21 protein-coding genes are annotated in these 24,169 nt (G+C 42.0%); 7 read left to right on the top strand and 14 right to left on the bottom strand.

Annotation, left to right across the window (positions count from 1 at the left end):
* Positions 1–12: 12 nt before the first annotated feature.
* From PZB74_RS15250 to PZB74_RS15235, 4 genes are all read right to left on the bottom strand, one after another.
* Positions 13–855: a sterol desaturase family protein gene (locus PZB74_RS15250; protein ID WP_302237544.1), complete on the bottom strand. Its 843-nt coding sequence runs from the start codon at positions 853–855 to the stop codon at positions 13–15.
* A gap of 224 nt (positions 856–1,079) precedes the next feature.
* Positions 1,080–2,036: a hypothetical protein gene (locus tag PZB74_RS15245; protein ID WP_302237542.1), complete on the bottom strand. Its 957-nt coding sequence runs from the start codon at positions 2,034–2,036 to the stop codon at positions 1,080–1,082.
* 149 nt (positions 2,037–2,185) lie between these two features.
* Positions 2,186–2,722 carry a hypothetical protein gene (locus PZB74_RS15240; RefSeq protein WP_302237541.1) on the bottom strand — a complete coding sequence of 179 codons (537 nt, stop codon included), beginning with the start codon at positions 2,720–2,722 and terminating at the stop codon, positions 2,186–2,188.
* Positions 2,723–3,398: 676 nt separating this feature from the next.
* Positions 3,399–4,058 carry a S1 family serine peptidase gene (locus tag PZB74_RS15235; RefSeq protein WP_302237540.1) on the bottom strand — a complete coding sequence of 220 codons (660 nt, stop codon included), beginning with the start codon at positions 4,056–4,058 and terminating at the stop codon, positions 3,399–3,401.
* A 780-nt stretch (positions 4,059–4,838) separates the two neighbouring features.
* On the opposite strand from PZB74_RS15235, the gene PZB74_RS15230 reads away from it, so the two are divergent.
* Positions 4,839–5,492, top strand: a complete 654-nt coding sequence (locus PZB74_RS15230; RefSeq protein WP_302237537.1) for a PQLLE family protein — start codon at positions 4,839–4,841, stop codon at positions 5,490–5,492.
* 71 nt (positions 5,493–5,563) lie between these two features.
* On the opposite strand, the gene PZB74_RS15225 is transcribed toward PZB74_RS15230, so the two are convergent.
* The 7 genes from PZB74_RS15225 to PZB74_RS15195 all read right to left on the bottom strand — a co-directional run bounded on the left by PZB74_RS15225 (position 5,564) and on the right by PZB74_RS15195 (position 12,715).
* Positions 5,564–5,971, bottom strand: coding sequence for a cupin domain-containing protein (locus PZB74_RS15225; protein ID WP_302237536.1), 408 nt, complete (start codon positions 5,969–5,971; stop codon positions 5,564–5,566).
* A 446-nt stretch (positions 5,972–6,417) separates the two neighbouring features.
* On the bottom strand, positions 6,418–7,467 hold the full coding sequence (locus PZB74_RS15220; RefSeq protein WP_302237534.1) for a S1 family peptidase: 1,050 nt from the start codon (positions 7,465–7,467) through the stop codon (positions 6,418–6,420).
* 607 nt (positions 7,468–8,074) lie between these two features.
* Positions 8,075–8,860: an SDR family NAD(P)-dependent oxidoreductase gene (locus PZB74_RS15215; protein ID WP_302237532.1), complete on the bottom strand. Its 786-nt coding sequence runs from the start codon at positions 8,858–8,860 to the stop codon at positions 8,075–8,077.
* A 78-nt stretch (positions 8,861–8,938) separates the two neighbouring features.
* A complete protein-coding gene (locus PZB74_RS15210; protein ID WP_302237529.1) occupies positions 8,939–9,505 on the bottom strand; it encodes a Crp/Fnr family transcriptional regulator in 567 nt (188 codons plus the stop codon).
* Between the two features lie 132 nt (positions 9,506–9,637).
* Complete coding sequence (locus tag PZB74_RS15205) at positions 9,638–10,540, bottom strand: NAD-dependent epimerase/dehydratase family protein (protein WP_302237526.1); 903 nt, start codon at positions 10,538–10,540, stop codon at positions 9,638–9,640.
* Between the two features lie 353 nt (positions 10,541–10,893).
* Positions 10,894–11,301 carry a DUF6326 family protein gene (locus PZB74_RS15200; protein WP_302237523.1) on the bottom strand — a complete coding sequence of 136 codons (408 nt, stop codon included), beginning with the start codon at positions 11,299–11,301 and terminating at the stop codon, positions 10,894–10,896.
* 412 nt (positions 11,302–11,713) lie between these two features.
* Positions 11,714–12,715 carry a YhdH/YhfP family quinone oxidoreductase gene (locus PZB74_RS15195; protein ID WP_302237520.1) on the bottom strand — a complete coding sequence of 334 codons (1,002 nt, stop codon included), beginning with the start codon at positions 12,713–12,715 and terminating at the stop codon, positions 11,714–11,716.
* A gap of 133 nt (positions 12,716–12,848) precedes the next feature.
* On the opposite strand from PZB74_RS15195, the gene PZB74_RS15190 reads away from it, so the two are divergent.
* Positions 12,849–13,199, top strand: a complete 351-nt coding sequence (locus PZB74_RS15190; protein ID WP_302237518.1) for a winged helix-turn-helix transcriptional regulator — start codon at positions 12,849–12,851, stop codon at positions 13,197–13,199.
* A gap of 160 nt (positions 13,200–13,359) precedes the next feature.
* Here PZB74_RS15190 and PZB74_RS15185 read toward each other — a convergent pair whose 3' ends face one another.
* From PZB74_RS15185 to PZB74_RS15175, 3 genes are all read right to left on the bottom strand, one after another.
* Positions 13,360–14,013: an HD domain-containing protein gene (locus PZB74_RS15185; RefSeq protein ID WP_302237516.1), complete on the bottom strand. Its 654-nt coding sequence runs from the start codon at positions 14,011–14,013 to the stop codon at positions 13,360–13,362.
* Positions 14,014–14,322: 309 nt separating this feature from the next.
* Positions 14,323–15,558, bottom strand: coding sequence for a glycoside hydrolase family 117 protein (locus tag PZB74_RS15180; RefSeq protein ID WP_302237512.1), 1,236 nt, complete (start codon positions 15,556–15,558; stop codon positions 14,323–14,325).
* Between the two features lie 87 nt (positions 15,559–15,645).
* Positions 15,646–16,920: a LamG domain-containing protein gene (locus tag PZB74_RS15175; protein ID WP_302237511.1), complete on the bottom strand. Its 1,275-nt coding sequence runs from the start codon at positions 16,918–16,920 to the stop codon at positions 15,646–15,648.
* A gap of 445 nt (positions 16,921–17,365) precedes the next feature.
* Between PZB74_RS15175 and PZB74_RS15170 the strand changes: the two genes are divergently transcribed.
* The 5 genes from PZB74_RS15170 to PZB74_RS15150 all read left to right on the top strand — a co-directional run bounded on the left by PZB74_RS15170 (position 17,366) and on the right by PZB74_RS15150 (position 24,159).
* Positions 17,366–17,821 (top strand): (2Fe-2S)-binding protein, encoded by a 456-nt coding sequence (locus tag PZB74_RS15170; RefSeq protein ID WP_302237509.1) that lies wholly within the window; start codon positions 17,366–17,368, stop codon positions 17,819–17,821.
* 12 nt (positions 17,822–17,833) lie between these two features.
* Positions 17,834–20,092 carry a xanthine dehydrogenase family protein molybdopterin-binding subunit gene (locus PZB74_RS15165; RefSeq protein ID WP_302237507.1) on the top strand — a complete coding sequence of 753 codons (2,259 nt, stop codon included), beginning with the start codon at positions 17,834–17,836 and terminating at the stop codon, positions 20,090–20,092.
* Positions 20,093–20,470: 378 nt separating this feature from the next.
* Positions 20,471–21,004: an RNA polymerase sigma-70 factor gene (locus PZB74_RS15160; protein ID WP_302237506.1), complete on the top strand. Its 534-nt coding sequence runs from the start codon at positions 20,471–20,473 to the stop codon at positions 21,002–21,004.
* Between the two features lie 93 nt (positions 21,005–21,097).
* Positions 21,098–21,754 (top strand): hypothetical protein, encoded by a 657-nt coding sequence (locus PZB74_RS15155; protein WP_302237504.1) that lies wholly within the window; start codon positions 21,098–21,100, stop codon positions 21,752–21,754.
* Between the two features lie 14 nt (positions 21,755–21,768).
* Entirely contained in the window at positions 21,769–24,159 is a 2,391-nt protein-coding gene (locus PZB74_RS15150) for a TonB-dependent receptor (RefSeq protein ID WP_302237501.1), read from the top strand.
* The last annotated feature ends 10 nt before the right edge of the window (positions 24,160–24,169 follow it).

Raw genomic sequence — 24,169 nt, 5'->3', positions numbered from 1 at the left:
TTATATACATCCTTAGGTGCTGATTTCTTTTATTTCGGCTTTTGATTTATCAGTTTCTATTCTCTTAACGTTAAGAAATGGACTTTTCATCAGATAAATAAAAGACTGTCTTTTTTCTCCTTCAAATTCAATTAGTCCATAATGCATTTGATTAACAGGAATGAGCTTGAATGTACCAAAGAGTCTATCCCAAATGATAAGAATATCTGCAAAATTTGAATCGGTATAGAATTGTTCTAGATGATGATGAACTCTGTGATGGTCAGGCATTACAAACACAAGTCCTAATGTGTTATTTAACCAGTTAGGATAATTTAGGTTTGAGTGCTCTAAAAAGAAGAAGATATAAACAATGAAATAATACAGGGCTAAAGAAGTGACATCTAAACCAAATATTGCAGCCGCAACTATATTTCCGGCTTGATATACAATAGCAAGTTCTATAGGATGAAATCTAAAAGTTGTTGAAGAGTCCATTGTTGTATCACTATGGTGTACTCTATGTAATCTCCATAGAAGTGGAACCTTATGTGATGCCCTGTGTAACCAATATGTAGTAAAATCAAAAAGTACCACACTCAATATCAGTTTTGCCCAAAACGGAAGCTCAATCAAAAATAAGAGGCCAATTTCTTTAGAATTCAGCCACTCAATACAATAGATTAAAACTGAAATAAAAAATAAATTAATAGCGAAGAATACAATTTGAAAAAGAATGTTTTGGAATAAATGCGCTCCTCTTTTTTTAAAAGAAAAAGGGTTGTCCAATATTTGTTCTAACGTAAAGAAAAAAGCTAATAACCCAATTATAATATAATTCGGGTCAACACTTAAAACCTTATCTAATACTTCCATAATACTATGTTTTGTGCAACTTGCGTCTAACACCCAAACAAACACTAGTACTAAGCTAACATTTTTACTGAATATATACCTAGATCAGATTATATAAAGCCACCTCCTCCGCTCTGTTTCGCTAAATTTTTGCATGTGTAGGCTTAACCGGGCTATGTAATATGCGAACGCTCCGCATAAGAGCTGTAGTTTGGGATGTGGTGGACTTTGTGAGACTATGGCTTTTATGCATTGTTATGCTTATTTTTCTCTTTCTTTTTAACCAGTTCAAGAAGATGATCCCTTTTTTTAAATGAAGTCTTTCTTCCTATTGTTTCACCCTTGTCAGTTTGAAGAAAGTTAAATTTCCACTTTCCTTTTTCGGTTAATGTGAATTGAATTTTTTCAAATAGAACATTTTCACTGATTTGGTCAATTTCATCTCTTACTTTCTTCAATTTACTGGGTTTAAGAGCACCAATAAGTTTTTCTGCATCAGTTATATTTGCAAAGAGTTCTATTTCAGGATTTCCTGGTAATTTAATCACATAATTGATAGGCCTATTTTTAGGGATGGCCTTTAACATGAACTTCTTAATAGACTTTTTAATAAAGTCATAGAGCTTGACTGTATCTTCAGTTAGATTATCTGATATTTTATCGCTTATTTTTTTGGTAGTTTTGTCAATAGTTGGCTTTAAAAGCTTATAAATGAAGTAATACTCCGCTATTCGTAAAACAACTTCAGGATCATTTATTAAAGCTTTTCTTCCAAATTCTTGGGTTTTAATATCTACATCACTGCTTTTTATAAAGTTGAAATAATTTCTAAATTCAGAGTAGTTTCTAAAATTCTGTGGATCAGCACTAAGTTCAAGTGAAGCAGGGATGTCAAAGTCAGGGTCATTAAAAGGTTGTTCATTATGAGAGCAACTTGCTTTAATCAAGTCCTTGTTCCAATCTACATCCTCATAAATATCATATTCAATTTGTTCAGCAGTCAGATAGTAATGTCCATCAATCTCTTCAACTCTTGCATTTATAAGTTTACCCCATGAGGGAAGATCTCTTTTATGATCAACTGTACAACGCACCTTTCTATCACCATTAATGATTTTTGCTACTGATTCAAGAGCCGCTTTGGTCATGACATCACCATGGCTGTCTACATGATCCGAAGAAAGTACTATTCTATTTGTCATATTCAGTTAAGCATAACGGCCCTGGCTATGGCAAGTGCGGGATTTTGAAACCGCTTTCTTGTCCGCCAGACCGAATGTTATTTTGTTGTAATTTATTCATTTTTAAGCAGTCAGCCCGCATTTGCTATAGCCGATGTTGTAGAGCGTTTTTATTCTGTTTCTATTTTAATGTCTTTAACTTCTATGAACTCTTCAAGGGAAGCTCCCATTTCAGGGTCAATAGGGTCGCAGCGCCCATGAATTCTGACTCTTGTATTGTTGTCGAAGTCAGATTTTGGAAGTCCATCTCTAAAATTCAATTCAGGAATTTCAATGACAATTTCGGTGTCCGCTTCTGAAATTCTACCTGTGAAGGTCTTCTCGAATGGATCTTCTTTTGTGATTTTCAATTCTGTTATTGATGTGTCATTTAAAAATTTATTTGAGCGTTTAGTCCAACTACCATTATGAATTCCTTTCTCACTATTCATTAACGCGAATGATATTTGTAAATTCTTGTAGTTGTCATACAGTCGGATTTGTTTTTCTTCTTTTTCAGGAACGATAAAAACGGTCAGTTTAAATTCATCGCCAACTTCATACGATTCTTTGTCAGTTTCAAAATATCGTTCTGTCTCATAGAAGTTGTCCGATGTGCAACTCCATAGGAGTAAAGTCATAAATAACAGCAGAATCGTGTATTTCATTGTTGATTTTTAAATGCTCTACAACATCTAAATAAACACAACTCATAACCTCCCCCCTCACTTTCCCAAAAAGTAGTCTACACTTCTTAACTCATAGGCTGAACATCTTTCCCAACTAGATATATGTGTGATGTTTCATAACTACTCATGATTCTTCACGGGGGTATATGTATGTTGCGTGCATGAATATACACTTTTTTTCGCAAAACACTTATATATTGTCAATATGTCATTTTCAGCTGAAGGCGTTTTTTTGCATACTGCCCTTTTTCGGCCTGTAAGAAGGGTGTAATTTCAGGCTGCCGCCTTCATCTTTTACGGCAAATTCTCCGATTTGCACCTTTCCGATTACTTGCGGACAGGACAAACGCTGCATTTTGTCCTTTATAAGGTCAGCGGAGATTTTATTCTTTCTGAATTTCCGAACCAATAAATTGGATATTGAAAAATTTCGAAGTCTGTATTTTCCATATGGCTGGAACGGTTAGTGTATAAAATGTACCGGGTTTAGAAGTGCTTCACTATCCACCTACACCGACCCCCGCACGCCTTTAAAAATAATAAAAAGTGCGGGACTTAGAAGCACTGCATTTGACTTCTGCACATCAACCAGGCATATTTTATACACAATGTTGTGCGTTCGTTTTTAATTTATTAGTGCATCATCGGAAGAAATTTACTTAACTTTTATTCCGTTAAGTAAATTGATTGAATGAACTTCTATGATGCCAGAGTTTTCAGTATACTCAAATTCCCCAAATGGCGAATTAACTTTAACTATATTGGGCATATAACCTTTTATGACACCAAAAACAACCAAATCATTTGAGTTTGGCTTTTTAAAAACACAAGGTCCTCCTGAAAATCCTGGATTATTCATTCCATCTAAATAAATTACAGGAATATCTTCCTTTTTAACATCAAGTGTTGAGATTAAAGCTCTTTTAACAAATGGAAGTGGGTATCCATTATTGAGATTATTATAGTCCTCCATATATTTCCCATATGGAAATCCAAGAAAATAAGCATCACCGGATAAGGATAAACCTTTAACACTATATTCTATTGGATGTAAAGGTGAAATATAAGACGAAAGACTAATCATTACTACATCCGCATTTGGAGAAGGATGTTTATATATCGTTCCTTTTAATTCTGTCCATTTATTATTTTGAAAGATAGAGTATGTTATTTCCTGCTCATTATTTAAATAAGGAAAAGTATGGGACACAGATACTAGGTATTGAGTTTTATCTCTTTCATAAGTAAATGCTGTTCCTTTATATTTTTCGTACTTAACAAAAAAAACACGCTGAAGTATATTAGATGTAATCATAGAAGTTTCTTTTTAATATCCCAATTATCTCCTCACAAACTGTTGCGATTTGAATTAAATTAAAGATTGGTTAAAACCTTTTGTAGTAATCAGTTAATTCTATCTTAAATGACGCACAACATCTAAATAAACACAACTCATAACCTCCCCCCTCACTTTCCCAAAAAGTAGTCTACACTTCTTAACTCATAGGCTGAACATCTTTCTCATCTAGATATATGTGCTGTTTCATAACTACTCATGATTCTTCACGGGGGTTTATGTAGGTTGCGTGCATGAATATACATTTTTTTTCGCAAAACACTTATATATTGTCAATATGTCATTTTCAGCTGAGGGCGTTTTTTTACATACCGCCCTTTTTCGGCCTGTAAGAAGGGTGTAATTTCAGGCTGTCACCTTCATTTTTAGCGGCAAAACCTCCGATTTGCACCTTTCCGATTACTTGCGGACAGGACAAACGTTGCATTTTGTCCTTTCCGATTACATGCTTAGTACATCAAAAGCGCTGTTTGCCCTCTCCGACAAGCGTCGGCATGCACAAACAGCGGTGTTTGCCCATTCCGATAAGGTGCGGAACGCCTTCGCAGCGCCTTTCTGCTATTCCGACAAGCGTCGCAGTCCTTAAAAAGCACTATACAGGCAGTCCGACAACTCTCTCAGCGGTTAACCCAATTTAATACTTGAGTATTTTCTAAATCATGTAATATTTACTCAGCAAAATTTAAGATAAATACCTAGTTATTTATGACTTTAACGGCTTCATTTTAATTCTAAAATATGATTAAATCAAAAAAGGGAATCGCGCAGATTCTGGAAGATGCGAGGCTGTTGATTCAGGGCGCGCTTCATCAGCCCCTGGTACTACAGGAGGTAGCTAAGTACCGCTATTCGGAGAAGGACATCCGAAATGCTCAGAAGCTACTGGACAGGGCGGTTGCGCTTCAGTCCGACAAAACCTCTAAGTACGGTAAGCAGCTGGGAGCTTCAGACCAGTACAAGAAAGATCAGGCAGAGGCCTGGGATTTGTACAGCTATCATTATCAGCTGGCCAAGCTGGCCTGCCGCAATGAGAGTGGCCTGCAAAAGCGCCTGCAACTGGAGGTGCCCCGCAAGCGTAATATGGCGGCCTGGATGGAGCAGTCGCGTTACTTCTATACGGAGCTGCTACAGCTACCCCAAGTCTATGAGGCTATGGCAGTAAGTGCCGAGGAGCTGGCGCAGGCACAGGCGATGCAGGAGGCGGTAGCCGACAGCCGCCGAAACTTCAAAAGCTCGCAGGGTGAGGCGCAGCTGGCTACGCAGGCGCGCAACATTGCTTTTAAAGAGTTGGAAGAGTGGACCAGACGTTTTCGTAAGGTGGCGCGCCTGGCGCTGGAAGAAAACGATCAGCTGCTGGAGGGGATGGGCATTACGGTAAGAAGCAAAGTCTAGCCTTGGGCTTGTCTGATCCCCTGCCCTCCCCGGCATAGCCACATGGGAGCGCAGGGGATAATACCTAAAGCCTAGGGATTCTCTTCAAACCATTTTACGATGGCAGGCATATTGCGCTCAAAGCCACCGGGAATAAAGAAGTTGAGCAGTCCGCAGCGTTCCGCTTTTCGGTTAGCAAAATCGTGCAGGGTATTGGCGGGTATCCTGATCATGCTACCCTTTTCCGTTTCTACCCACTCCTCTCCTACAAGTATGGAGGGGCTACCTTCCAGCACATAGAAAACCTCATCATGCGTTTCGTGCAGGTGTGCGCCCGGTCCATCGCTATGGGGCTGCATCCACCACTCAGAAATACTATAGCGGGCATCGGTCTCGTTTTCGTCCGCTTTAAAAATGGCTGTCATGTTTCCGCAAATGTACTCTCTGCCTTCACCACTTTTAAGAATAAGGGCGTCCTGATGGGAATGGGGGTGTTTCATGCTGTTCTTTTAAGAAAAGATACGCAGATTTCCCCATCTATACTAAAGTGGCTAGCGGGCTTTTAGGGATATTTTGCCGGTCACCTCATGTGGAAGCCCCTCTATTGTATCAATACAAAATACCATACCAATACATCGCCATGAAGTAAACTCACAATACAAAAGGCGAAAGAAGAGAGGAATTTTTCTTCCCTGAGGAATAACAGTAGATACCAATCAGTAGTCTGCTTTCTTCCGCAGTTTATGAGTAGCCCTGGCTAAACATGGGAGTCATTCTACTAATGTCCGCTTTCAGCTTTTCATCCACCGCATAACCGAAGCCTTCTATAATATTTAGCTTTGGTCAGCTTTTAAGTATTGAATTTTTACTCAAAGTCAATAGCAGAGCTTTGATATTCTAATGCCTCTTTCAACAAACGCAGTGTGCATATTTGTATTAGCATTTGTTAGCCTTCATTTTTAAATTGTTCAATAGCTTTTACCACTGCATTTGCCGGAACAAGGAAAGTCATGGGGTTATGTCCGGTTGAACTTGCATGCACAAATCCAACTAGCTTTCCCGTAGAATCTATCACTGGTGCTCCACTAATGCCCGGGCTGCCTACATTTGATACTGCAATTTCAGGTTCTGTACTCAATCCTTTAGCTGAAGTAGAAATTACGGTACTCACCTCACCTCTTAAACCTGCATTAGGAGAATGCCATAAGGTAAATATCTTACTTCCGATTTTTGGTAAGGATGCTTTAGCAGATATTCCCGCTATACCTGAAACTTCTTGTATTTTGATAAATGCTATGTCCAAATCTTCAGATACATAAACAATTTTACCATGCATTTTACCTCTACTATTATTAGCTACGTAAAAGCCTGAAGTTAGACCATTAGCTACATGAGCAGCGGTCACTACTAGGCCTTCTTCACCAAAAATAAACCCATTTCCTATAAAATCAGGTTCATGCATACCAATTCTCACCACATAGTTTTCTAGTTGATTGAAAACACTTCCTAATGCAACTTCTATTGAATCCTTAGATTTTTCGGTAGATTTTGAGGCGATTATCGAGAGGGCAGTAGCAGATCCTTCACCTCCTAGTTTACCCGCCAGCTCTGTCGCAAGCTCGTCACCAAGTAAGGTAGATATTATTAACAATGAAGATTCACGCAGACGTGGGTCATCAGACATTAAATGAGGTAAGAACTTTTCCAAAGTATCAGCCTGGCTGATTGATAACTGCTGATCCTTCCGTAAATCTTCCCGTCTCTTCTGGCTTCTGTTAAGCGCATTTGTAGCGTAAATACCTATTAGAGCCACCACAATACCCGAAACTATTCCAGAGACAGCATTAAGTTTATCCCAAACATCCTTTTGGTTCTTTTTTAATGCCTCTTCAATTTTTTCAATTCTGTTGATAACTGTTGAATCCTCAAGAAATTCATTCTTTTCTAAAGAACTTAGACTAAGGAATGAAGATAGTATGAGGATAATAATAAACATATGCTCAACTCATGAAGCTAACAGTTAGCAATAATATATTATGCGAAAATACTCATCCATAAGTTCTATGTATGGATACTTAGCAAAGTTTAAGCCTTGCCGAACAATATATAGAGGCTGAAAATATTTCTAACTCAAGAATACAGACCATACAATTACCGGAGCAGACATAAGGTAAAGATTCTCCAGCGGATCAGCTGATCTCTTCTTCTTTGCTTATCCCTGATTTCACCAAAGGCTTTAAGCTCCTCATAGTCAGCAGAAATCTCTCGTTTAAGTTGGGGCTACGCATAAGAATTGTCCTCCACCTTAGTTCTATGGTTCAGATGCTTTCTGTTATCTTTATAGGACGCCTGTCCCTGACCGGCAAATCCAATACCTCTCAAATGCTTAACATTTTACCACACTTTTTACGCTTAAGTATAATATAACAAATAAGGAGGATTTGCGAAAATATAGCAGCATACACTCTTCCCCTAGTGCATGCGCTTGTGACTTCACCCTTTAGGAGAAGCTGTTTCATAGCAGACTCATTTATATACTTTTTCCTGATAAGTTTTTTCTATGCTGCTCAGGGGAGGCATCTGCTATCAGTCTTTTGCTTAAGCTACCAGGGTATTTCTTCAGTTTCAGGATTAGTCTCTTCGCTGAAGAACTTTCCGCTGGGTCCCTCTCTATCTATGAGCGCATATTTTAGAATACGCCTACCCGCTACTTCTACTTCTCCTCCCTGATGACCGGTAAAATCCGTTTTGGTATAGCCGGGGCATACCGCATTCACCTTAAAGGCACTATCTCTTAACTCATAAGCCAGGTGGATAGTGTACATATTCAGGGCTGCTTTAGAGGAAGCATATACGGCGTATTTTGCCTGATGATAGGCGGGCCAGTCGGGCGTAGATTGCAGACTTAAAGACCCGACACTGCTACTTACATTTACGATTCTGGGTGCGGGAGATGGCTTCATCAACTTCAGGGCAGCCTGCGTAAGCCTTACTACGCCTAAGAGGTTGGTTTCCAGAACCGCGCTAAACTGTTCGGTACTGGCCTCCAGAGCGGTATAGGGCATACCTCCATGTATACCCGCATTGTTGATGAGAATATCCAGATGCGTAGTTTTGCCAGCTATATACGCCAGAGCGGCTTCTACAGATCTGGTATCATTGACATCCAGCACCAGCACTTCTGCTTCCTTGAGTCCCTCTGCCCGCAAGCGCTCTAAGGCCTGCTGTCCTTGCCGGATGTCCCGGCTTCCCATAAATACATATATGCCTTTTTGTAATAACTGCCGGACGGTTTCAAGCCCTATCCCTTTGTTAGCCCCACTGACTAATGCTGTTTTGGCGTCATGCTTCAGATGAGCTTCCGCTCTTGTGTTCTTTGTAGTTTCCATCCTTATACTGTTTTTAGTGTGCTGTACAAAAGAACATCACAAAAGAATGGACTCCTTTAACATATGGTAAATAGCTACTTAGCGAATGTTTTTTCTTATCCTACTCAGGGACTGCTGGGTCATGCCCAGATAGGAGGCAATATAGGCCAAAGGAATACGATTGATAAGGCCGGGATAATGTTCTATAAATTCCAGATAGCGGGTAGTAGCATCCTGCGAAATAACCGGGCTTTTTCTGGATTTCTGGTAGAGGCACTTCTGCACCATCTTGTTCTGTATATTTTCCCAGCCAAGGATGGTATAAGACAGCTCCTCCCACTTTTGCCGGGAGAATACTATAAGGCGGCAATCTGTACAGGCTTGCAGGTACTCTGAGGCGGCGGTCCTGGCCTCAAAATGTATGTAATCTACCACCAGGCTATGTTCACTGATCAGGCAACGGGTAATTTCCTCTCCCTGCCTGTTGTAGTAGCATCCACGGATAACGCCCTCTACAATAAAGCCCACCTGCCGGGGTATTTTACCTGCTTCGGAAAAGTATTCGTTTTTATGAAGGAGCAGCTCTTCCGCCTGCTGTTCCAGCAGAGCAATCTGGCGAGAGTTCAGGTTCCCGAAAAGCAGCACATAGTCTATGAGTTCTTTCATTGCCATAAGATAAAAAAAGGCCGGTAGCTCAGTTTTACCAAATGGTAAAAAGTACGTTTCATAAATATGAACACAGTACAAATCTGAGCAGTGCTATACCGATATGCTTAACAAGCCTTTTCCGTTAAGACCTTAGTCTGGCTGAACATACTTGCGCCAGTTGTGCTGCTCTTTGAAGCCCAGCACCTCTCGGATTTTACGGTTGGAGTACAGGGCCTCATGCTCTTCCAGCTCACGGCTGAGGGGCACGCCGGGGAAGAACCTTTCTGCCAGTTCTTTGCTGGGGATAATGGCTCCGTTGTGGTCGTTGCCGGCATTAAACACCTGATAGCCCAGCCCATCCTTCTGGATACACAAGTCTACGATCTGCCCCAGGTCGCGGGCGTCTATATAGCAGAAAGCATTTCTTCGGCGTACTTCAGGGTGTTTGAGGTAGTCGGGGAAGAGCTCGGCATACTCATGCGGCTCTATCACATTACCTATGCGCAGGGCGTAGATATCGTAGCCGGAGCGGCGCTGGAAAGCACGAGCTGTTTTCTCATTAAGCACTTTGGACAAGCCGTAGCTATCCATAGGGTTAACATCATAATCCTCTTCCAGAGGCAGCACATCAGGATTGGTCTGCCCATCAGAAAAGCAGATACCATAGGTGGTCTCCGAAGAAGCAATAATTATCTTTTTGATTCCGAGCTTTACGGCTGCTTCTATCACATTGTAGGTACCTATGGTATTAACGCTAAAGGTTTTGTTATCCGGATTTATAAGGATTCTGGGTACGGCGGCAAAGTGCACCACCGCATCAAAGTGAGGCACGCCATTTCCGCCTTCCAGCTCATCCAGCCCCGCATAGGAGCTCATCGCATTAAACATCTGCCCGGAGTCTGTGATATCGGCAATCAGGTTATCTACCCCCGGGTGGTCCAGAGGCTTAAGGTCTACATTCATGACTCTATGCCCCTGCTCCAGGAGGTAGGGTACTACATGCCTGCCCGCTTTGCCTGATCCTCCGGTAAAAAATATTCGCTTTCCGCTCATTAGTTTAGTTTTCAGTAATGAAAAGTTTATTTAGGCTGCTCTGTATGGGACAAGTATAGCAGCAATACTAAGAATTTCACAATCTCTGCTTATGTTTTATAAAACCAGCTTCGTGTATGACTAAGCAGGCTGTGTTTTTAAGCAGTTATCCAGCTTACGCTATGAGTAATACAAACGTATGCGGATTACATGTTTATTTATTGTCTATCGTACAGCCAGTCACTGTTATCTTGCGGAATATAATCACCTATAATGTCTTTTTGCTTATGTACTCACCCAAGCTCCTCATGATAGCTTGAGGTGCATATCAGCTTTATACTAAATCAGCTAAGGCTTTCTGTACATGTGGAAACTTAAAGCCTTACTTTGGGCCATTTAAGTGCAGTTACAATTATCCAAACTGTAATTCCTATTTCAAGCACACCATAGAAGAAATAAAAGGCATACCAGGGTGTCAGGGAAGTGCTGATCACCAACCCCACCACAATAGTAAGCAAACCTGCTACTACTATATTGAGAAGCTTATTTATTTTGGGGCGCAGTGTAAGAGAGAGGCTTATCATTAGTGCCGGAAGCGCAAGTATGAATGAAGCCGCAAAAAGTTTAGCAGGGCTGTTTAAGATGACATCCGCATTGAGCATATACTCTACCTTATTAGGTGTGTAGAGTTCAAAATAATCTCCGTAGATATAAAGAAACATAAGTGAGGTCCAGAGACCAGCCAGCTTGATTTTTACGTTGACACTGTAATTTTCCAGCATATTCTGTGAGTTGAGTACTGTTATTAAACTGTATATTTAATATGGCTTTTGCCTAAGACATTGATGAAACCAGGCAGCTATTCAAATTGTATCCCTTTATGTTCAATTCACTAAATGCTTTCACTCAAAACGCCAAGCGATATTCACCTCCAGTGTTTGGGCTGCTTAAAAAAAGATTACTAGCTGCTGCTACTCTTCAGTCTGGCTTTACTTGTTCTGATAAAGATTGATACTGCCTAAACGTATATGATGACAGACCCAACTATACGGATAGGTACTAAGATAAAAGATATTTTCGGAATATGAGGAAATAAGCCCCGGGAATGGCAGGCCTGAGCTGGCCCCCAAAAAGTCGCAAGCAGTAGCCTGTAAAAGCATACTGCCTGCTGTCTCTTTGAGATGGTGGATATGTTTATATTAACTTTACGATGGTTCTGCCTTTCAGCTTTGCCGCTAGCATCTGCTCAATCTTAGTCTGTAGGTCCTCAAGGCCAATCTCTGTATAGGTATCTGAGAGATGGGAGGGCTTCCAGTCTTCCGCTAATTTGTTCCATACCTCTGTACGATAAGGCATGGGATAGTTTTGAGAGTCTATACCTATCAAACTGATGCCTCGCAGGATAAAAGGAAAGACGGTCAGCTCTAGTTTAGGAGAGGCCGCATTGCCACAGCAGCTTACGACTCCCATAGGCTGGGTGGCTTTCAGGATATTCTCCAGAATTACACCGCCTACGGTATCTACCGCACCGGCAAAGAGCGGCTTTAACAAAGGTTTCTGAGCAAAGTTTTCTACCTCAGCACGTGCCATAATTTCTTTGGCACCCAGGCTTTTTAGAAAGTCGTACTCCTGTTCTTTACCACTGATAGCCACTACGGTATAGCCCAGCTTACTTAATATGGCCAGGCTCAGGGCGCCTACTCCACCACTAGCTCCCGATACCGCTATTTTTCCGTCTTCTGGCTTCAGCTTTTCTGTCAGCCTCAGCACAGACATACCTGCCGTAAGGCCGGCAGTACCGTAGATCATGGCTTCTTTCATGCTCAGTTTTTCCGGAAGTTTTACGGCCCAGTCAGCGGGCACCTGTATGTATTCGGCAAAGCCTCCATTGGTATTCATTCCCAGGTCATAACTGCTTACGATGACCTGCTCCCCTACTGCCCAGCCCTCGCTATTCGTATCTTCTACCACCCCCACCGCATCTATACCGGGAGTATGTGGGTAGTTTCTGCTGACTCCCTTGTTACCTGTGGCTGATAAAGCATCTTTGTAATTCAGGGAACTGTAATGAACTCTGACCCGTATTTCATTTTCTTTTAGGAGACTAAAAGGCATCTCCTGTACAGAGGACTTAAATTGCCCCTCGGCTTCTTCTACCCGAAAGGCTTTAAAGGTATCATTATTTTGTTTCGTCATAAGTCTGTTTATTTTGCCTGTTCTTAAACAAACTTGCGTATAAAGGAGCTATCTGTCAAGTACTTACAAAATGTAGGCTTACGAACATTTATTTCTGAATTGCAGACTATCAACACTTTGAGCAGAGAAAAAAATGAAAAAAAGTTATTGTCCCATTGACACTTTTATCAATGTAGTAAAAGGAAAAAGAAAAGGAACGATCATTATGCATCTGCATCAGGGAGATAAAAGGTATAGTGATCTGCTTAAACTGCTGACAGATATTAGTGAACGCATGCTGAGTAAGCAGCTGAAAGAACTGGAAGCCGATGGACTGATCCAGCGCAGGGTATTCCCTGAAGTTCCGCCCCGGGTGGAGTACAGCCTCACTCAGCTGGGCGAAGACATCTACCCTGTGCTTAAAGGGATGTATAAAGGGGGTATACTGTTTGATAAAACACTGGAAGAAGGCGGCACACAGGAAGAGGCTCAGCCAAAAATATAAGGACCTAAACATCCGGGCTATGTAAATTCTGAGTAGGGATAATATGCTTCAGGGGCATGGTTTGTGTAGTACTTATGCGGAATAAGATAGATGACGGCCACGAAAGCGCCCCCCACAATTGCTCAGGTTTGAGTAAACTTACAGGGCGTTTCTGATTCGCTTATCGCTCTCCCTCCCACTCCTGATAAAACTCCTCCAGAAACTGCTGCATATACTGATGGCGATGCTCAGCCATAGCTTTGGCAGTTTTGGTATGCATGCGATCTTTTAACAAGAGTAGCTTTTCGTAAAAATGATTAATGGTAGGTGCCTGGCTTTTTTTGTACTCTTCTTTGGTCATGTTTAGCCGGGGTTTCACTTCAGGATGATACAGCTCTCTTCCTTTAAAGCCTCCATAGTTAAACGTACGTGCTATACCGATGGCTCCTATCGCATCCAGCCTGTCGGCATCCTGTACTACGTTTAGCTCCGGCGAAGTAAACGCCTGCGTATGATTACCTCCTTTAAAGGAGATGTTGGCAATGATATTTTCTATATGGGTGATCAGGTCTTCCTCAAGATGTAGTGAACTTAAAAAGGCTCTGGCTTTTCGTGGGCCTATTTCTTCGTCGCCATCATGAAATTTAGCGTCGGCAATATCATGCAGCAGAGCTCCCAACTCTACGACGAAGGCATTTACATTTTCTGTAGCCGCTATTTTTTTAGAAAGCTGCCAGACCCGATAAATATGCCACCAGTCGTGGCCGCCTTCGGCATTGGCTAATTCCTGCTTTACGTAAGCAATGGTTTGCTCAATTACTAATTGCTGGTTCATGTCCGATACTACCGTAAATTGATGAGACTAAATGATGCACACTAAAGTGTTTATATCAAAAAAAGAAGGTTGACAAAACTATCAACCTCCTTCGCCTTCAATCTATATTTTGATAGCCAGCTTACCAAAAGATTTCTTAACTACCCTCTTATATGATACTCCATTGATAGGTTTTATAAAATTGTTCATAACCAACTACCTCAAGCCTTTTATAGATTCTGCACTTACTTTATTTGTTCCTATAATTGATTATAAAGATCTACCTCAACAAGCTATAAGCAGGCAGACTCAACTGCCAGTTTTTTTTGCCTACTCTGTAGCACTTTGGAGTTTCTGATTAGCTTTCTCTATTCTTTCCTTCTGCTTTTTGTTAAGGCTATGCTGATAATAGAATTCTGGTTTGTAGTACTCATTATGGTGCTTCATATCGTAGTCATCTATGTCCAGGCTCAGGTCACAATCAAAACGAGTCAGAACCGCATGATTTTGATCCCAGCTAGTGGCATTGGTAAAATGTGAGAGTCCCCAGCTGATGCCTCGCCCATTATCTGTATTCGTGAAAGCATCGGGTATAAAAGAACCCGCAGCAGTAGGTAGCAGGGTAACGATAGAAGCTATTTCAAAATTGACTCCGTCTTTAGCATACTGTATGGTATGGTGCTCGTTACCATCTCTGGTGACCATTGCAGCCATTCCTTCTTTAAAGGGAAAAAGTGAGGTCTCATGTCCAGAATTAATTACTGGGTTCAGAGGGTGTTTTGTAAACGGCCCTAAAGGATCTTCAGCAGTGGCTAAACCCTGCATACGCACTAGCCGGGGATCTCCATCAAAGTCTGACTTATAATAAAGGTAAATCTTTCCACGGTACACAAAAGGATGAGGGTCATGGATAGAGTACTGATCCCACTCTCCTGCAGCACCATTAGGGATTACTACTTTGTGTGTAGGAGTCCAGGGGCCATCGGGTGAGTCGGCATAAGATACTGCTACCGGACAATCATCTCCACGCTTGCCGCTGGCTTCCATAAAACCCTGATAATAGAGGTAGTACTTGCCTTCCCATTCCAGAATGTCGCAGGTGCTGACCGAGCGCCATCCTACATGAGGTTTAGGTGGACGCGGCACCGCTACTCCCTGTTCCTCCCAGGTAAAACCATCTTCACTGGTCGCATACCAGATCTCTGCCAGATCCCAGTCAGAGGACGGTATAGTGTCATTACTATTGTCTGCTCCCTGTGGGGGCGTAGGCGTGTTTCTGTAAGTATACCAAACATAATATTTGCCATTGGCAAAGATGACTTTAGAAGGGTCACGACGAGATATGGTACCATCATGGTTGTTGTAGTCAAACCCCTTAAGTTCGGTATATTTAAACTGGGAGTACAGTTCATTATCTTCTGGCCGTGGAGCCATATAAGCGCTATAGTTTCGCTCCATGGCTGCACTTAGCGGCATATCTGGCTTTTCTTTAGGTAAGGTAAAGGGAAAAGCCCGCGAGCTTTCAGTCGTTTTTGATTCGCTCCTTTGTGTACAGGATATTGCCATACAAAGGACAAAGCTCAATAAAAGGATGACTAGTAGTGTCTTATTCATAGTGTATTCATCATGTTTTTTTTGAAAGTGCTGTAAGCTTTAGTCATGCAGGTGAATGATGAGGTGGCTCACATCCAGCCTTTTTGCCTTGCCTGCCTCTGCTGAGTTAAGAGAAGCTACCAACCTATAGTCGGTAGCAGACGCTATGTCCTGATTTAGTGCAAGTTCATAGCTTAAGTATGCATATCCTGCAAAGGCAGTAAATGTAGCATCAGCTACTTTGCTACCTTGGGAGTCAAGCAATGTAAGATTGATAACTCGCTCCTTGTTAGCTTTATAGCTGAGTGGAATATTTAATACTGAAGCATTCTTAAGGCTGAGACTCAAAGTATCAAAACTTATGCTCTCCTCATATATCTTGAGTGCTGGCTCTAAACTAACTTCAGGGTTAGGCTCCAGCGCATCTACTAACTGATAGCCTCTGACCCAGTCGTAATAGGCTACGCTGCGAGTAGTGTCGGCCAGTTCTTCGTCAGTAGGCAGCTCTATCCAGGGAGAGGGATAAGTTTCAGAAACCAGGCGCATATACATAGGTTTATCAAAGGGTTGCTCGCTTATTGCATCATAAAATTTTTGATGCTTTGGCGCACGATCATCGTAGTAGTAGCTGGCAGAAGTTTCGTCTCGCCACCACCCACCATACACATGAAAACCTTCTGAAGCCAGTTCATCATCGTTAAAGATAATCTGAGTAGCCCGATAGTCATGTCTTTCCCCTTCACAGTCTGTATACCAATAGTGTGCATTGGAATGCATACCGCTGGCGAAGTGGCTGCCCTGAAAATCTCCTACCCGACCTATACACTCCTGAATGTCCCACTCCAGGCTGTATCTATCACAAGCTCGGGGGCCCGCTTGAGCTGCGCCCGAAAACCAAAAAGTGGTAGACATAGATGTGGCAGCTGCCTTAAACCTGCATTCGTAATAACCGAGGTAAGCCGATTTTTTAGATACCACCGCTCCCCCGGCAATATTAAATGTCAGGTCTCTGCCATAAGCATGAATAACGGTATCTTGCTCCATTTTGCTACCCCTTATTTGTAAGTAACCATCTTTTACTGATACCTGAGAAGGTAAGAAAAGACCGGGTTCTCGTCCTATCCAGCTTGGGTGGTAGTCTAACCACTTACTGGTGTCCAGCACCGTACCGTTAAACTCATCAGAAAAGTCTGGATTGAGTACCCACCTTTTACCTATGGGAGGTTTAGGAGGCCCCGCTTTCAGGTGCAGTGTATGACTGGCTCTGGCGCAGGCATTACCGACTAAAAAGATAAAAAGAAGGCTCAGTAAAAAGGCTGGTATCTTTGTGTGCATTCAAATATCTGGTTTGGGTTTTAAAGCGTACAAGTACCCTAATGAGGTGGCTGGTAGCCTACAACATTAGTGATTCGGCACAGCTCAAGATGCATACAATTCATGCTGGTAGGCGTGACAAATGTTCATATGTATAAAGCATATGTTTTGCAGTAAAAATGGACTTTATGCCCCGGCAGTTGGTAGCTATCTGGCTTAGCACTGTGAATTGTATACCCAGACCGACATCCCTATATACACTCAAATAAAACTAGACTTTTACTGTACAGCTGAATTGGAGAATAAGCCTGGCACAGTAATCATGAGTATGGACGGGCAAGGTTCTCAGCAAATGAGTACGAAGGGTTGATTTTCGTAATACCTTGTTTGAATTACATATTGATTAAGGTGAAAGTCTTTATTTCTTATTAACTTAAAAGAAACAGTTTTTATTAATTTATATATCATGGCTACTTTCAACCTAAATATTAATGGCAAAAACCAGCAGTTGGATGTTGACCCAGCCACTCCTATGCTCTGGGTACTCAGAGACCACCTGAATCTGGTAGGAACAAAATATGGTTGCGGTATCGCGCAATGTGGAGCCTGCACCATTCACCTCAACGATACGGCTGTTCGTTCATGCCAGCTACCGGTCTCCGCCGTAGGAGAGCAAAAGGTAACTACGATAGAGGGGCTATCTGAAAATGGAGACCACCCTGTACAAAAGGCCTGGCTGGAAGTAGATGTTCCCCAGTGTGGATACTGCCAGGCAGGGCAGATAATGAGTGCAGCAGCATTGCTTAAAAAGACTCCCAAGCCCACCGACGACGAAATAGATGGAGCCATGAATGGTAACATCTGCCGCTGCGGTACTTATGTTAGGATAAAACAAGCGATTAAAACAGCAAGCACTCTCTAAACGACCAAGATCATGACTGTACTAAAAACATCAATAGGAAGGCGTTCATTTTTAAAGGCTTCTACCCTGGCCGGAGGAGGCATGATGCTTAGCTTCAGCTGGCTCGCAGGATGTACGCCGGATAATCAAACAGCGGAAACCCTGCCCAAAGAGTGGTTTGATATCAACGGATTCTTAAAAATCGCGGATAATGGAAAAGTGACTATCATGTCACCCAACCCTGAAATTGGGCAAAATGTAAAGACATCTATGCCCATGATTATAGCCGAAGAACTAGATGTAGACTGGCAGGATGTAGAAGTAGAGCAGGCTAAACTCAATACGGATATTTTTACGCGTCAGCTTGCCGGCGGTAGTCAGTCTATCCGGCAGGGCTGGGAAAGCTTAAGAATGGCAGGTGCCAGCGCCCGAAAAATGCTTTGCGAAGCAGCTGCTCAGGCCTGGAATGTACCCGCCAATGAAATTAGCACTCGGGGAGGAAAGATACTGCATAGTGCCAGCAATCAGTCCGCAGGCTATGGTGAGTTTGCTTCCGCAGCTGCCCAGGTCAAAGTGCCGGAAGAGGTAGAGTTGAAAGAGGTCAAAGATTTTAAAATTATTGGTACCTCTCGCAAAAATGTTGATGCCAAGAAGATTGTAAGCGGCCAGCCTCTTTACGGCCTTGATTACCGTAAAGAAGGTATGCTGATTGCCATGATCGTACACCCACCCGCCTTTGGAATGAAGCTGAAATCAGTAGATGACAGCAAGGCCAGAAGTATGCCGGGTATTAAAGATGTGTTTACTATCAATACTTTTAAAGATGACTACGATAAGCATGCATTTGATGCTGCTGCTTTTACGGAGCTTATTGTAGTCGTTGGTAATACTACCTGGGAAGTCATGAATGCGAAGAAGGCTCTGGAGGTAGCATGGGAACCTATCGCGTCCTATACCGAAACTTTTTCCCATTATGCTGATAAAGACAGAAAATGGAATGTAAGCGTACCAGAAGGTTTGGAGAACAGTAATGAGCATCAGGCTCAAATGGCTCAGGCTGGCGAAAAGCTCGCTAAAGTAGTGCGCAAAGATGGAGATCCGGAGGCTGCCTTCAGAAATGCCGCTCAGATTGTAGAGCGTAGCTACTCTGCACCTTTCCTGGCTCATAATACAATGGAGCCTATGAATTTCTTTGCCCATGTAACCGATGAGCATGCCGAACTGGTAGGCCCAATTCAAACACCAGAGCACATGGAGAAGAGTGTGGCGGCGCAGCTGGATCTGCCTTTAGAAAAAATAGACATACAAATGACACGTATGGGAGGTGGCTTCGGCCGTCGCCTTTATGGACACTTTCTGGTAGAAGCAGCCGTAATTTCCAAGAAAATGAAAGCTCCTATCAAACTGGTCTACAGCCGGGAAGATGATATGACATTCGGTAATTATCGTCCTTCCTACTATGCTACCTATCGTGCCGCACTGGATGAGAACAAAAAGCTGATTGGGTTTCATGTGCGCGCGGGCGGGGTTCCTGAAAGCCCACTGTTTGCCAATCGTTTTCCTGCCGGAAGTATAGACAACTACCTGGCAGAAGAGTGGTCGCTGGAATCTAATATAAGCATAGGAGCATTTCGTGCCCCCAGGTCTAACTTTATCGCTGGGGCAGAGCAGTCTTTTATGGACGAGCTGGCGGAGGCTATGGGTAAAGACCCCATTGAGTTTAGACTAGAACTTCTGGATCGGGCAAAAAACAATCCTGTAGGCCAAAATAACGATTACGATGCTGATCGCTATGCAGGTGTATTGGAGCTGGTAAGGGAAAAATCTTCGTGGAATCAGCCTCAGGATGGAGTTTACCGCGGCGTTTCTGCCTACTTCTGTCATAACAGCTATGTTGCTCAGGTATTAGATATGGTAATAGAGAATGATAAGCCGGTAGTTGAGAAAGTACATTGTGCCATAGATTGTGGTATTGTAGTCAACCCAATTGCGGCCACTAACCTTACCGAAGGTGGTATTGTAGATGGAATCGGCCACTCCATGTATAGCGCCTTAACTTTTAGGGATGGCGCACCTGAGAAAAGTAATTTTGATACCTACCGCCTGATTCGCCATAGTGAAGCCCCAAAATCTATAGATGTTCACTTTGTACAGAATAATATTGACCCTACAGGTTTGGGAGAACCTCCCTACCCTCCTATAGTAGGAGCATTAGCCAACGCTTTGTATAAAGCAACGGGCAATCGCTATTACCATCAGCCGTTTGTCTCCAACGAGTTTCAGCTAGGCTAGCAAACACTACTAAGTCTAAACGGTAAATTCTATCGTTTAGACTTATTTATACCGCACGTAGAAATCACTTTTACTCTTTAAGCACACTACACTTTTCGCTTAAATTAATAAAGTTGCCTACCCCCGAGCATCTATGTAATTTCTCAACAATCTACCAAGCCTCTTTTTTATTATACTAATCTTTTAGCTTTTGCTTTATTAAAAAGTCATTGAGAATGGACTGTTATCAGGTTTAAATATTCGTCATCCTCTACTTGCGCCAGGTCTGTGATTACAATATTATTTTTATTTAATTTAAATCTAAATAATTTGTTTTTAATAGTACACTCTATTTAAGTTTGTAGTGCTTACACTCGTTTTTTTTAGTCTAAAGCACTCATGAGACTTCCTGAAAACCTAAATCAGCAGATTAAAGACCCTAAGATTTTTTCAGAGATCTATCAACAATATTTCAGAAAAGTATTTGGGATCTGTTTTTATTATACTCAGGATGAAGAATGTGCACAGGAGCTTAGTCAGGAAATCTTTCATTCACTTTGGGAGCGGAGAAACAGTATTGACCTACAAAAAGGACTGGAACCCTACCTTAGCAAAGCTGCCAAGTATAAGGTGATTGACCATATGCGAAAAAAAGCCAGGCAAAACCAGCATGCAGCGGGCATATTCCCCGAAGGCTGTACTCATGAAAACTGTACCGAGAATCAGGTGCTCTATGCTCATCTAAACGAAAAAGTAGGCCAATTGGTAGACAGCATGCCTTGCAAATGTCAGCAGGTATATACCCTCAGCCGTGAGAAAGGCTTAAGTATCAAAGAAATAGCCTCAAGCCTGCTTATCTCCGAAAAAACTGTAAAAAACCATATGAACCGGGCTTTGTCATTCTTGCGACAGCATCTTCAGGAATATCTCTAATGCTTAATTACTCGCCCTAAATTATATATAAAAATTTTTGCGATCGGCTTGGGCCCATATTGCTTTTGGTACGACATATAGGTAAAAGCAATAATGAAGCTAAGCAGAGAACTTCTTGAAAAATACGCTCAGGGAAAGTGTAGCCCTGAAGAAATAGCTTTGGTACATCAATGGATGGAATTAGAAGAGCCCGAAGTACCGCTGCCGGATGATATTCCTATACAGCAAATTGAGAAAAGCGTTTGGAACCGACTGACAGACACCCGACCAGAGTTAACAAAAACCTCCCCTTACAAAACTGTCTTACTTAGCACTGCTTTTAAGTACGTAGCAGCTGTTTTGATAGTATTACTTTCTGCTGTAGCTATCATTGACTCCGCAGAGACACAGCAGTATGAGCTTATGGCTGAAAACTACAATAGCAGTACCGAAAAGCTTATCCGAAACAGAAACTTTGACCTCTTATTGGCCTCAAACTCAAAAGTGCATGTGAAGAAGGAGTTTTACCGCACTGCTAAAGTTAACTTCTGCGGCCCATTAAAAGTAGAAGCTCAGCAAGATATTGAGCTGGAAATTTCCTCATCTTGCTTAAACGTATCTCATGAAGCTAAGAAGGTAAGTTTCCGAAAAGGTAAGTCATATCTGGTTTTTTATTTTGATTTCAAAGACACTGAAATCATGGTCGTTGACACTGACAGAATTTTTGATCTTCCGCCTCGCCTTCAGGCCTCTGCGCTGAATACACTTTAGCAAATAGCAAATTGATGAGAATACTAATTTCCGGACTCATAGTACTATTGATTATAGCTACCTCCTATGTAGGGTACTCCCAAAATAACCCAGGTCAGAAGGGTATTATAAGAGGAAGTATTGAAGATGAAGCCGGCTCTCCTTTGCCGGGTATTACACTCTGGTTATCAGGAACCTCTAAAGGTACTGCCAGTGATGCCGAGGGGCGTTTTGAGATAAAGGGTATAGCAGCAGGTAGCTACCAGTTACTGATTTCTGGAGTAGGCTATGAAGAAAAAAAACTTAGTGTAAGCATTGAGCCTAAAACCGCACTAGAGCTTCAGCTAAGGTTATCAGACAAAACCCAGTTGATGGATGAACTGGTGATTACCTCCAAAAGTGAAGCCGTGGTAATTAGTCAGACACCATTTGCAGTAAACTCCATAGACACACAACCACTCAATACCCAAAGTCTGGATGTAAACCAGGTGCTCAACCGCACTACCGGGATACGCATTCGCGAAGAGGGAGGGCTAGGCTCACGCTTCAATTTCTCCCTAAATGGGCTTTCGGGCAGGCAGGTTAAATTTTTTATTGACGGCATACCCATGGACTACATGGGAGATGCTTTTAGCATGAATAATATCCCAGTCAATTTGGTAGACCGGGTAGATGTGTACAAAGGTGTGGTTCCTGTTAAGCTGGGTAGTGATGCTCTGGGGGGGGCAGTAAATATTGTAACTAATCAGAAAGTTAACTCATATGTAGATGCCTCTTATAGTTTAGGCTCTTTTAATACACATAGGGCGGCTGTGAGTGGTCGTTACCGCGACAAAAAATCCGGACTGACTACTAAAGTGCTGGGTTTTTACAATTACAGCGATAACAACTACCGCATGCAGGATATTGAAGTCTTTGTAGAAGGCGAAGAGCAGGAAATGGACGTAGAGCGCTTTCATGATGCCTACCAATCAACTATGGGACAAGTGGAAATAGGCTTTACGGGAAAGAAATGGGCCGATATACTGATGGTTGGCGCTGCCTATGCTGGCTTCAACAACGAAATTCAGAGCAGCATTTTTGGTAAACCAGTGGGAGAGCCAACTGTAGAAGAAGACAACCAGCTGGTTTCTGCCCGCTACCAGAAAAACAACCTCTTTGCCCCAGGTTTTAATGTGGAGTTATACACTCAGTTTAATATGATGAATAGTGTAAGCATAGATACCTCATCTAATCGCTACAACTGGTTGGGGCAGATTATTAGAACAGAAAACAATAGCCTGGGCGAGTTGGTAAGAGAAAAAACAATTTTTGAGTACGATCAGTCATTCTCACTTCAGCGTGCTAACGTCTCTTATACCATCAACCCTAAACATCACTTTTCTCTAAACTATATTCGCCTGCGTGTATCACGAGAAGGTGAAAACAGAATTAACAAGGATGAGGATGAACCTTTTAGCAACCCCAATGCGCTGGGCAAGCATGTAACCGGTCTTGCCTATGAAAGTAATCTTTTCAATGACCAACTCACAACTATATTCTCTGCCAAGCACTATTATTTTGATATGCTCACTAGAAATGCCCGTGAGTTTGTACAGGGTGAGGTAAGGATAGAAGACATCAGCACCGAACAGCACAATTTAGGTTTCTCTTTTTCCGGACGCTATTTTCTTTCTCCTAAATGGTATACTAAGTTTTCTTTTGAAAAAGGATACCGTCTGCCAGAAGCTAAAGAAATATTGGGAGATGGGCTCCGTATTCTGGCTTCCCCCCTACTCAAACCCGAAAGCACTTATAATGCGAATCTGGGAGTAAATTTTCAGCAGGAATTTGAGAATAGTAGCTTTCAGGCCGAGACGAATGTATTCTGGAGAGATGTAGACAATTTCATTTTTATTCAGCAGCAAGGCGTATTTAGCGCCTACCAAAATCTGGTTAACGTACTATCCAGAGGAGCAGAACTAGACCTTAGACTAACGCTTAATAACAGCTTAGACCTGAATGCTAATTTTACCTGGCAGGATGTACTCAACAACGAAAAGTATGTTCAGGGCACAAAAGTAGAGAGCAGAGTTTACCGTGATCGTATGCCCAATCGCCCCTATTTCTTTGCCAATGCGGATATACAGTACCAGTTGGTTAAAGATAGTAAAAGACTCAATGTATCGGCCTACTATAGTATAAACTATGTGCATGAGTTTTATCTCTCTTATGCCAGCACATCTATTAACTCCACTAAAAATATTATACCTGCCCAGCTAATTAACAATACGGGGATCACCTTTAATACGCCTGAACGAAAATATTCTCTGAGCCTGGAGGTACGCAATCTGTACAATGCTGTGGCTTACGATAATTTTAAAATGCAAAAACCTGGCAGAGCCTTCTATATGAAATTAAGATACTTTTTGAACGAGAAATTTTAACTAAACCATC

The organism is Porifericola rhodea (assembly GCF_030506305.1).
GTDB lineage: Bacteria > Bacteroidota > Bacteroidia > Cytophagales > Cyclobacteriaceae > Catalinimonas > Catalinimonas rhodea.
This window is presented reverse-complemented; position numbering and strand designations above follow the sequence as displayed.

Coding starts and splice junctions, on each gene's coding strand:
- PZB74_RS15230 (WP_302237537.1), top strand. CDS start 4,839: ATGATTAAATCAAAAAAGGGAATCGCGCAGATTCTGGAAGATGCGAGG.
- PZB74_RS15215 (WP_302237532.1), bottom strand. CDS start 8,860: ATGGAAACTACAAAGAACACAAGAGCGGAAGCTCATCTGAAGCATGAC.
- PZB74_RS15220 (WP_302237534.1), bottom strand. CDS start 7,467: ATGTTTATTATTATCCTCATACTATCTTCATTCCTTAGTCTAAGTTCT.
- PZB74_RS15195 (WP_302237520.1), bottom strand. CDS start 12,715: ATGACGAAACAAAATAATGATACCTTTAAAGCCTTTCGGGTAGAAGAA.
- PZB74_RS15190 (WP_302237518.1), top strand. CDS start 12,849: ATGAAAAAAAGTTATTGTCCCATTGACACTTTTATCAATGTAGTAAAA.
- PZB74_RS15240 (WP_302237541.1), bottom strand. CDS start 2,722: ATGAAATACACGATTCTGCTGTTATTTATGACTTTACTCCTATGGAGT.
- PZB74_RS15150 (WP_302237501.1), top strand. CDS start 21,769: ATGAGAATACTAATTTCCGGACTCATAGTACTATTGATTATAGCTACC.
- PZB74_RS15210 (WP_302237529.1), bottom strand. CDS start 9,505: ATGAAAGAACTCATAGACTATGTGCTGCTTTTCGGGAACCTGAACTCT.
- PZB74_RS15180 (WP_302237512.1), bottom strand. CDS start 15,558: ATGGCAATATCCTGTACACAAAGGAGCGAATCAAAAACGACTGAAAGC.
- PZB74_RS15200 (WP_302237523.1), bottom strand. CDS start 11,301: ATGCTGGAAAATTACAGTGTCAACGTAAAAATCAAGCTGGCTGGTCTC.
- PZB74_RS15165 (WP_302237507.1), top strand. CDS start 17,834: ATGACTGTACTAAAAACATCAATAGGAAGGCGTTCATTTTTAAAGGCT.
- PZB74_RS15250 (WP_302237544.1), bottom strand. CDS start 855: ATGGAAGTATTAGATAAGGTTTTAAGTGTTGACCCGAATTATATTATA.
- PZB74_RS15235 (WP_302237540.1), bottom strand. CDS start 4,058: ATGATTACATCTAATATACTTCAGCGTGTTTTTTTTGTTAAGTACGAA.
- PZB74_RS15175 (WP_302237511.1), bottom strand. CDS start 16,920: ATGCACACAAAGATACCAGCCTTTTTACTGAGCCTTCTTTTTATCTTT.
- PZB74_RS15225 (WP_302237536.1), bottom strand. CDS start 5,971: ATGAAACACCCCCATTCCCATCAGGACGCCCTTATTCTTAAAAGTGGT.
- PZB74_RS15160 (WP_302237506.1), top strand. CDS start 20,471: ATGAGACTTCCTGAAAACCTAAATCAGCAGATTAAAGACCCTAAGATT.
- PZB74_RS15245 (WP_302237542.1), bottom strand. CDS start 2,036: ATGACAAATAGAATAGTACTTTCTTCGGATCATGTAGACAGCCATGGT.
- PZB74_RS15205 (WP_302237526.1), bottom strand. CDS start 10,540: ATGAGCGGAAAGCGAATATTTTTTACCGGAGGATCAGGCAAAGCGGGC.
- PZB74_RS15170 (WP_302237509.1), top strand. CDS start 17,366: ATGGCTACTTTCAACCTAAATATTAATGGCAAAAACCAGCAGTTGGAT.
- PZB74_RS15185 (WP_302237516.1), bottom strand. CDS start 14,013: ATGAACCAGCAATTAGTAATTGAGCAAACCATTGCTTACGTAAAGCAG.
- PZB74_RS15155 (WP_302237504.1), top strand. CDS start 21,098: ATGAAGCTAAGCAGAGAACTTCTTGAAAAATACGCTCAGGGAAAGTGT.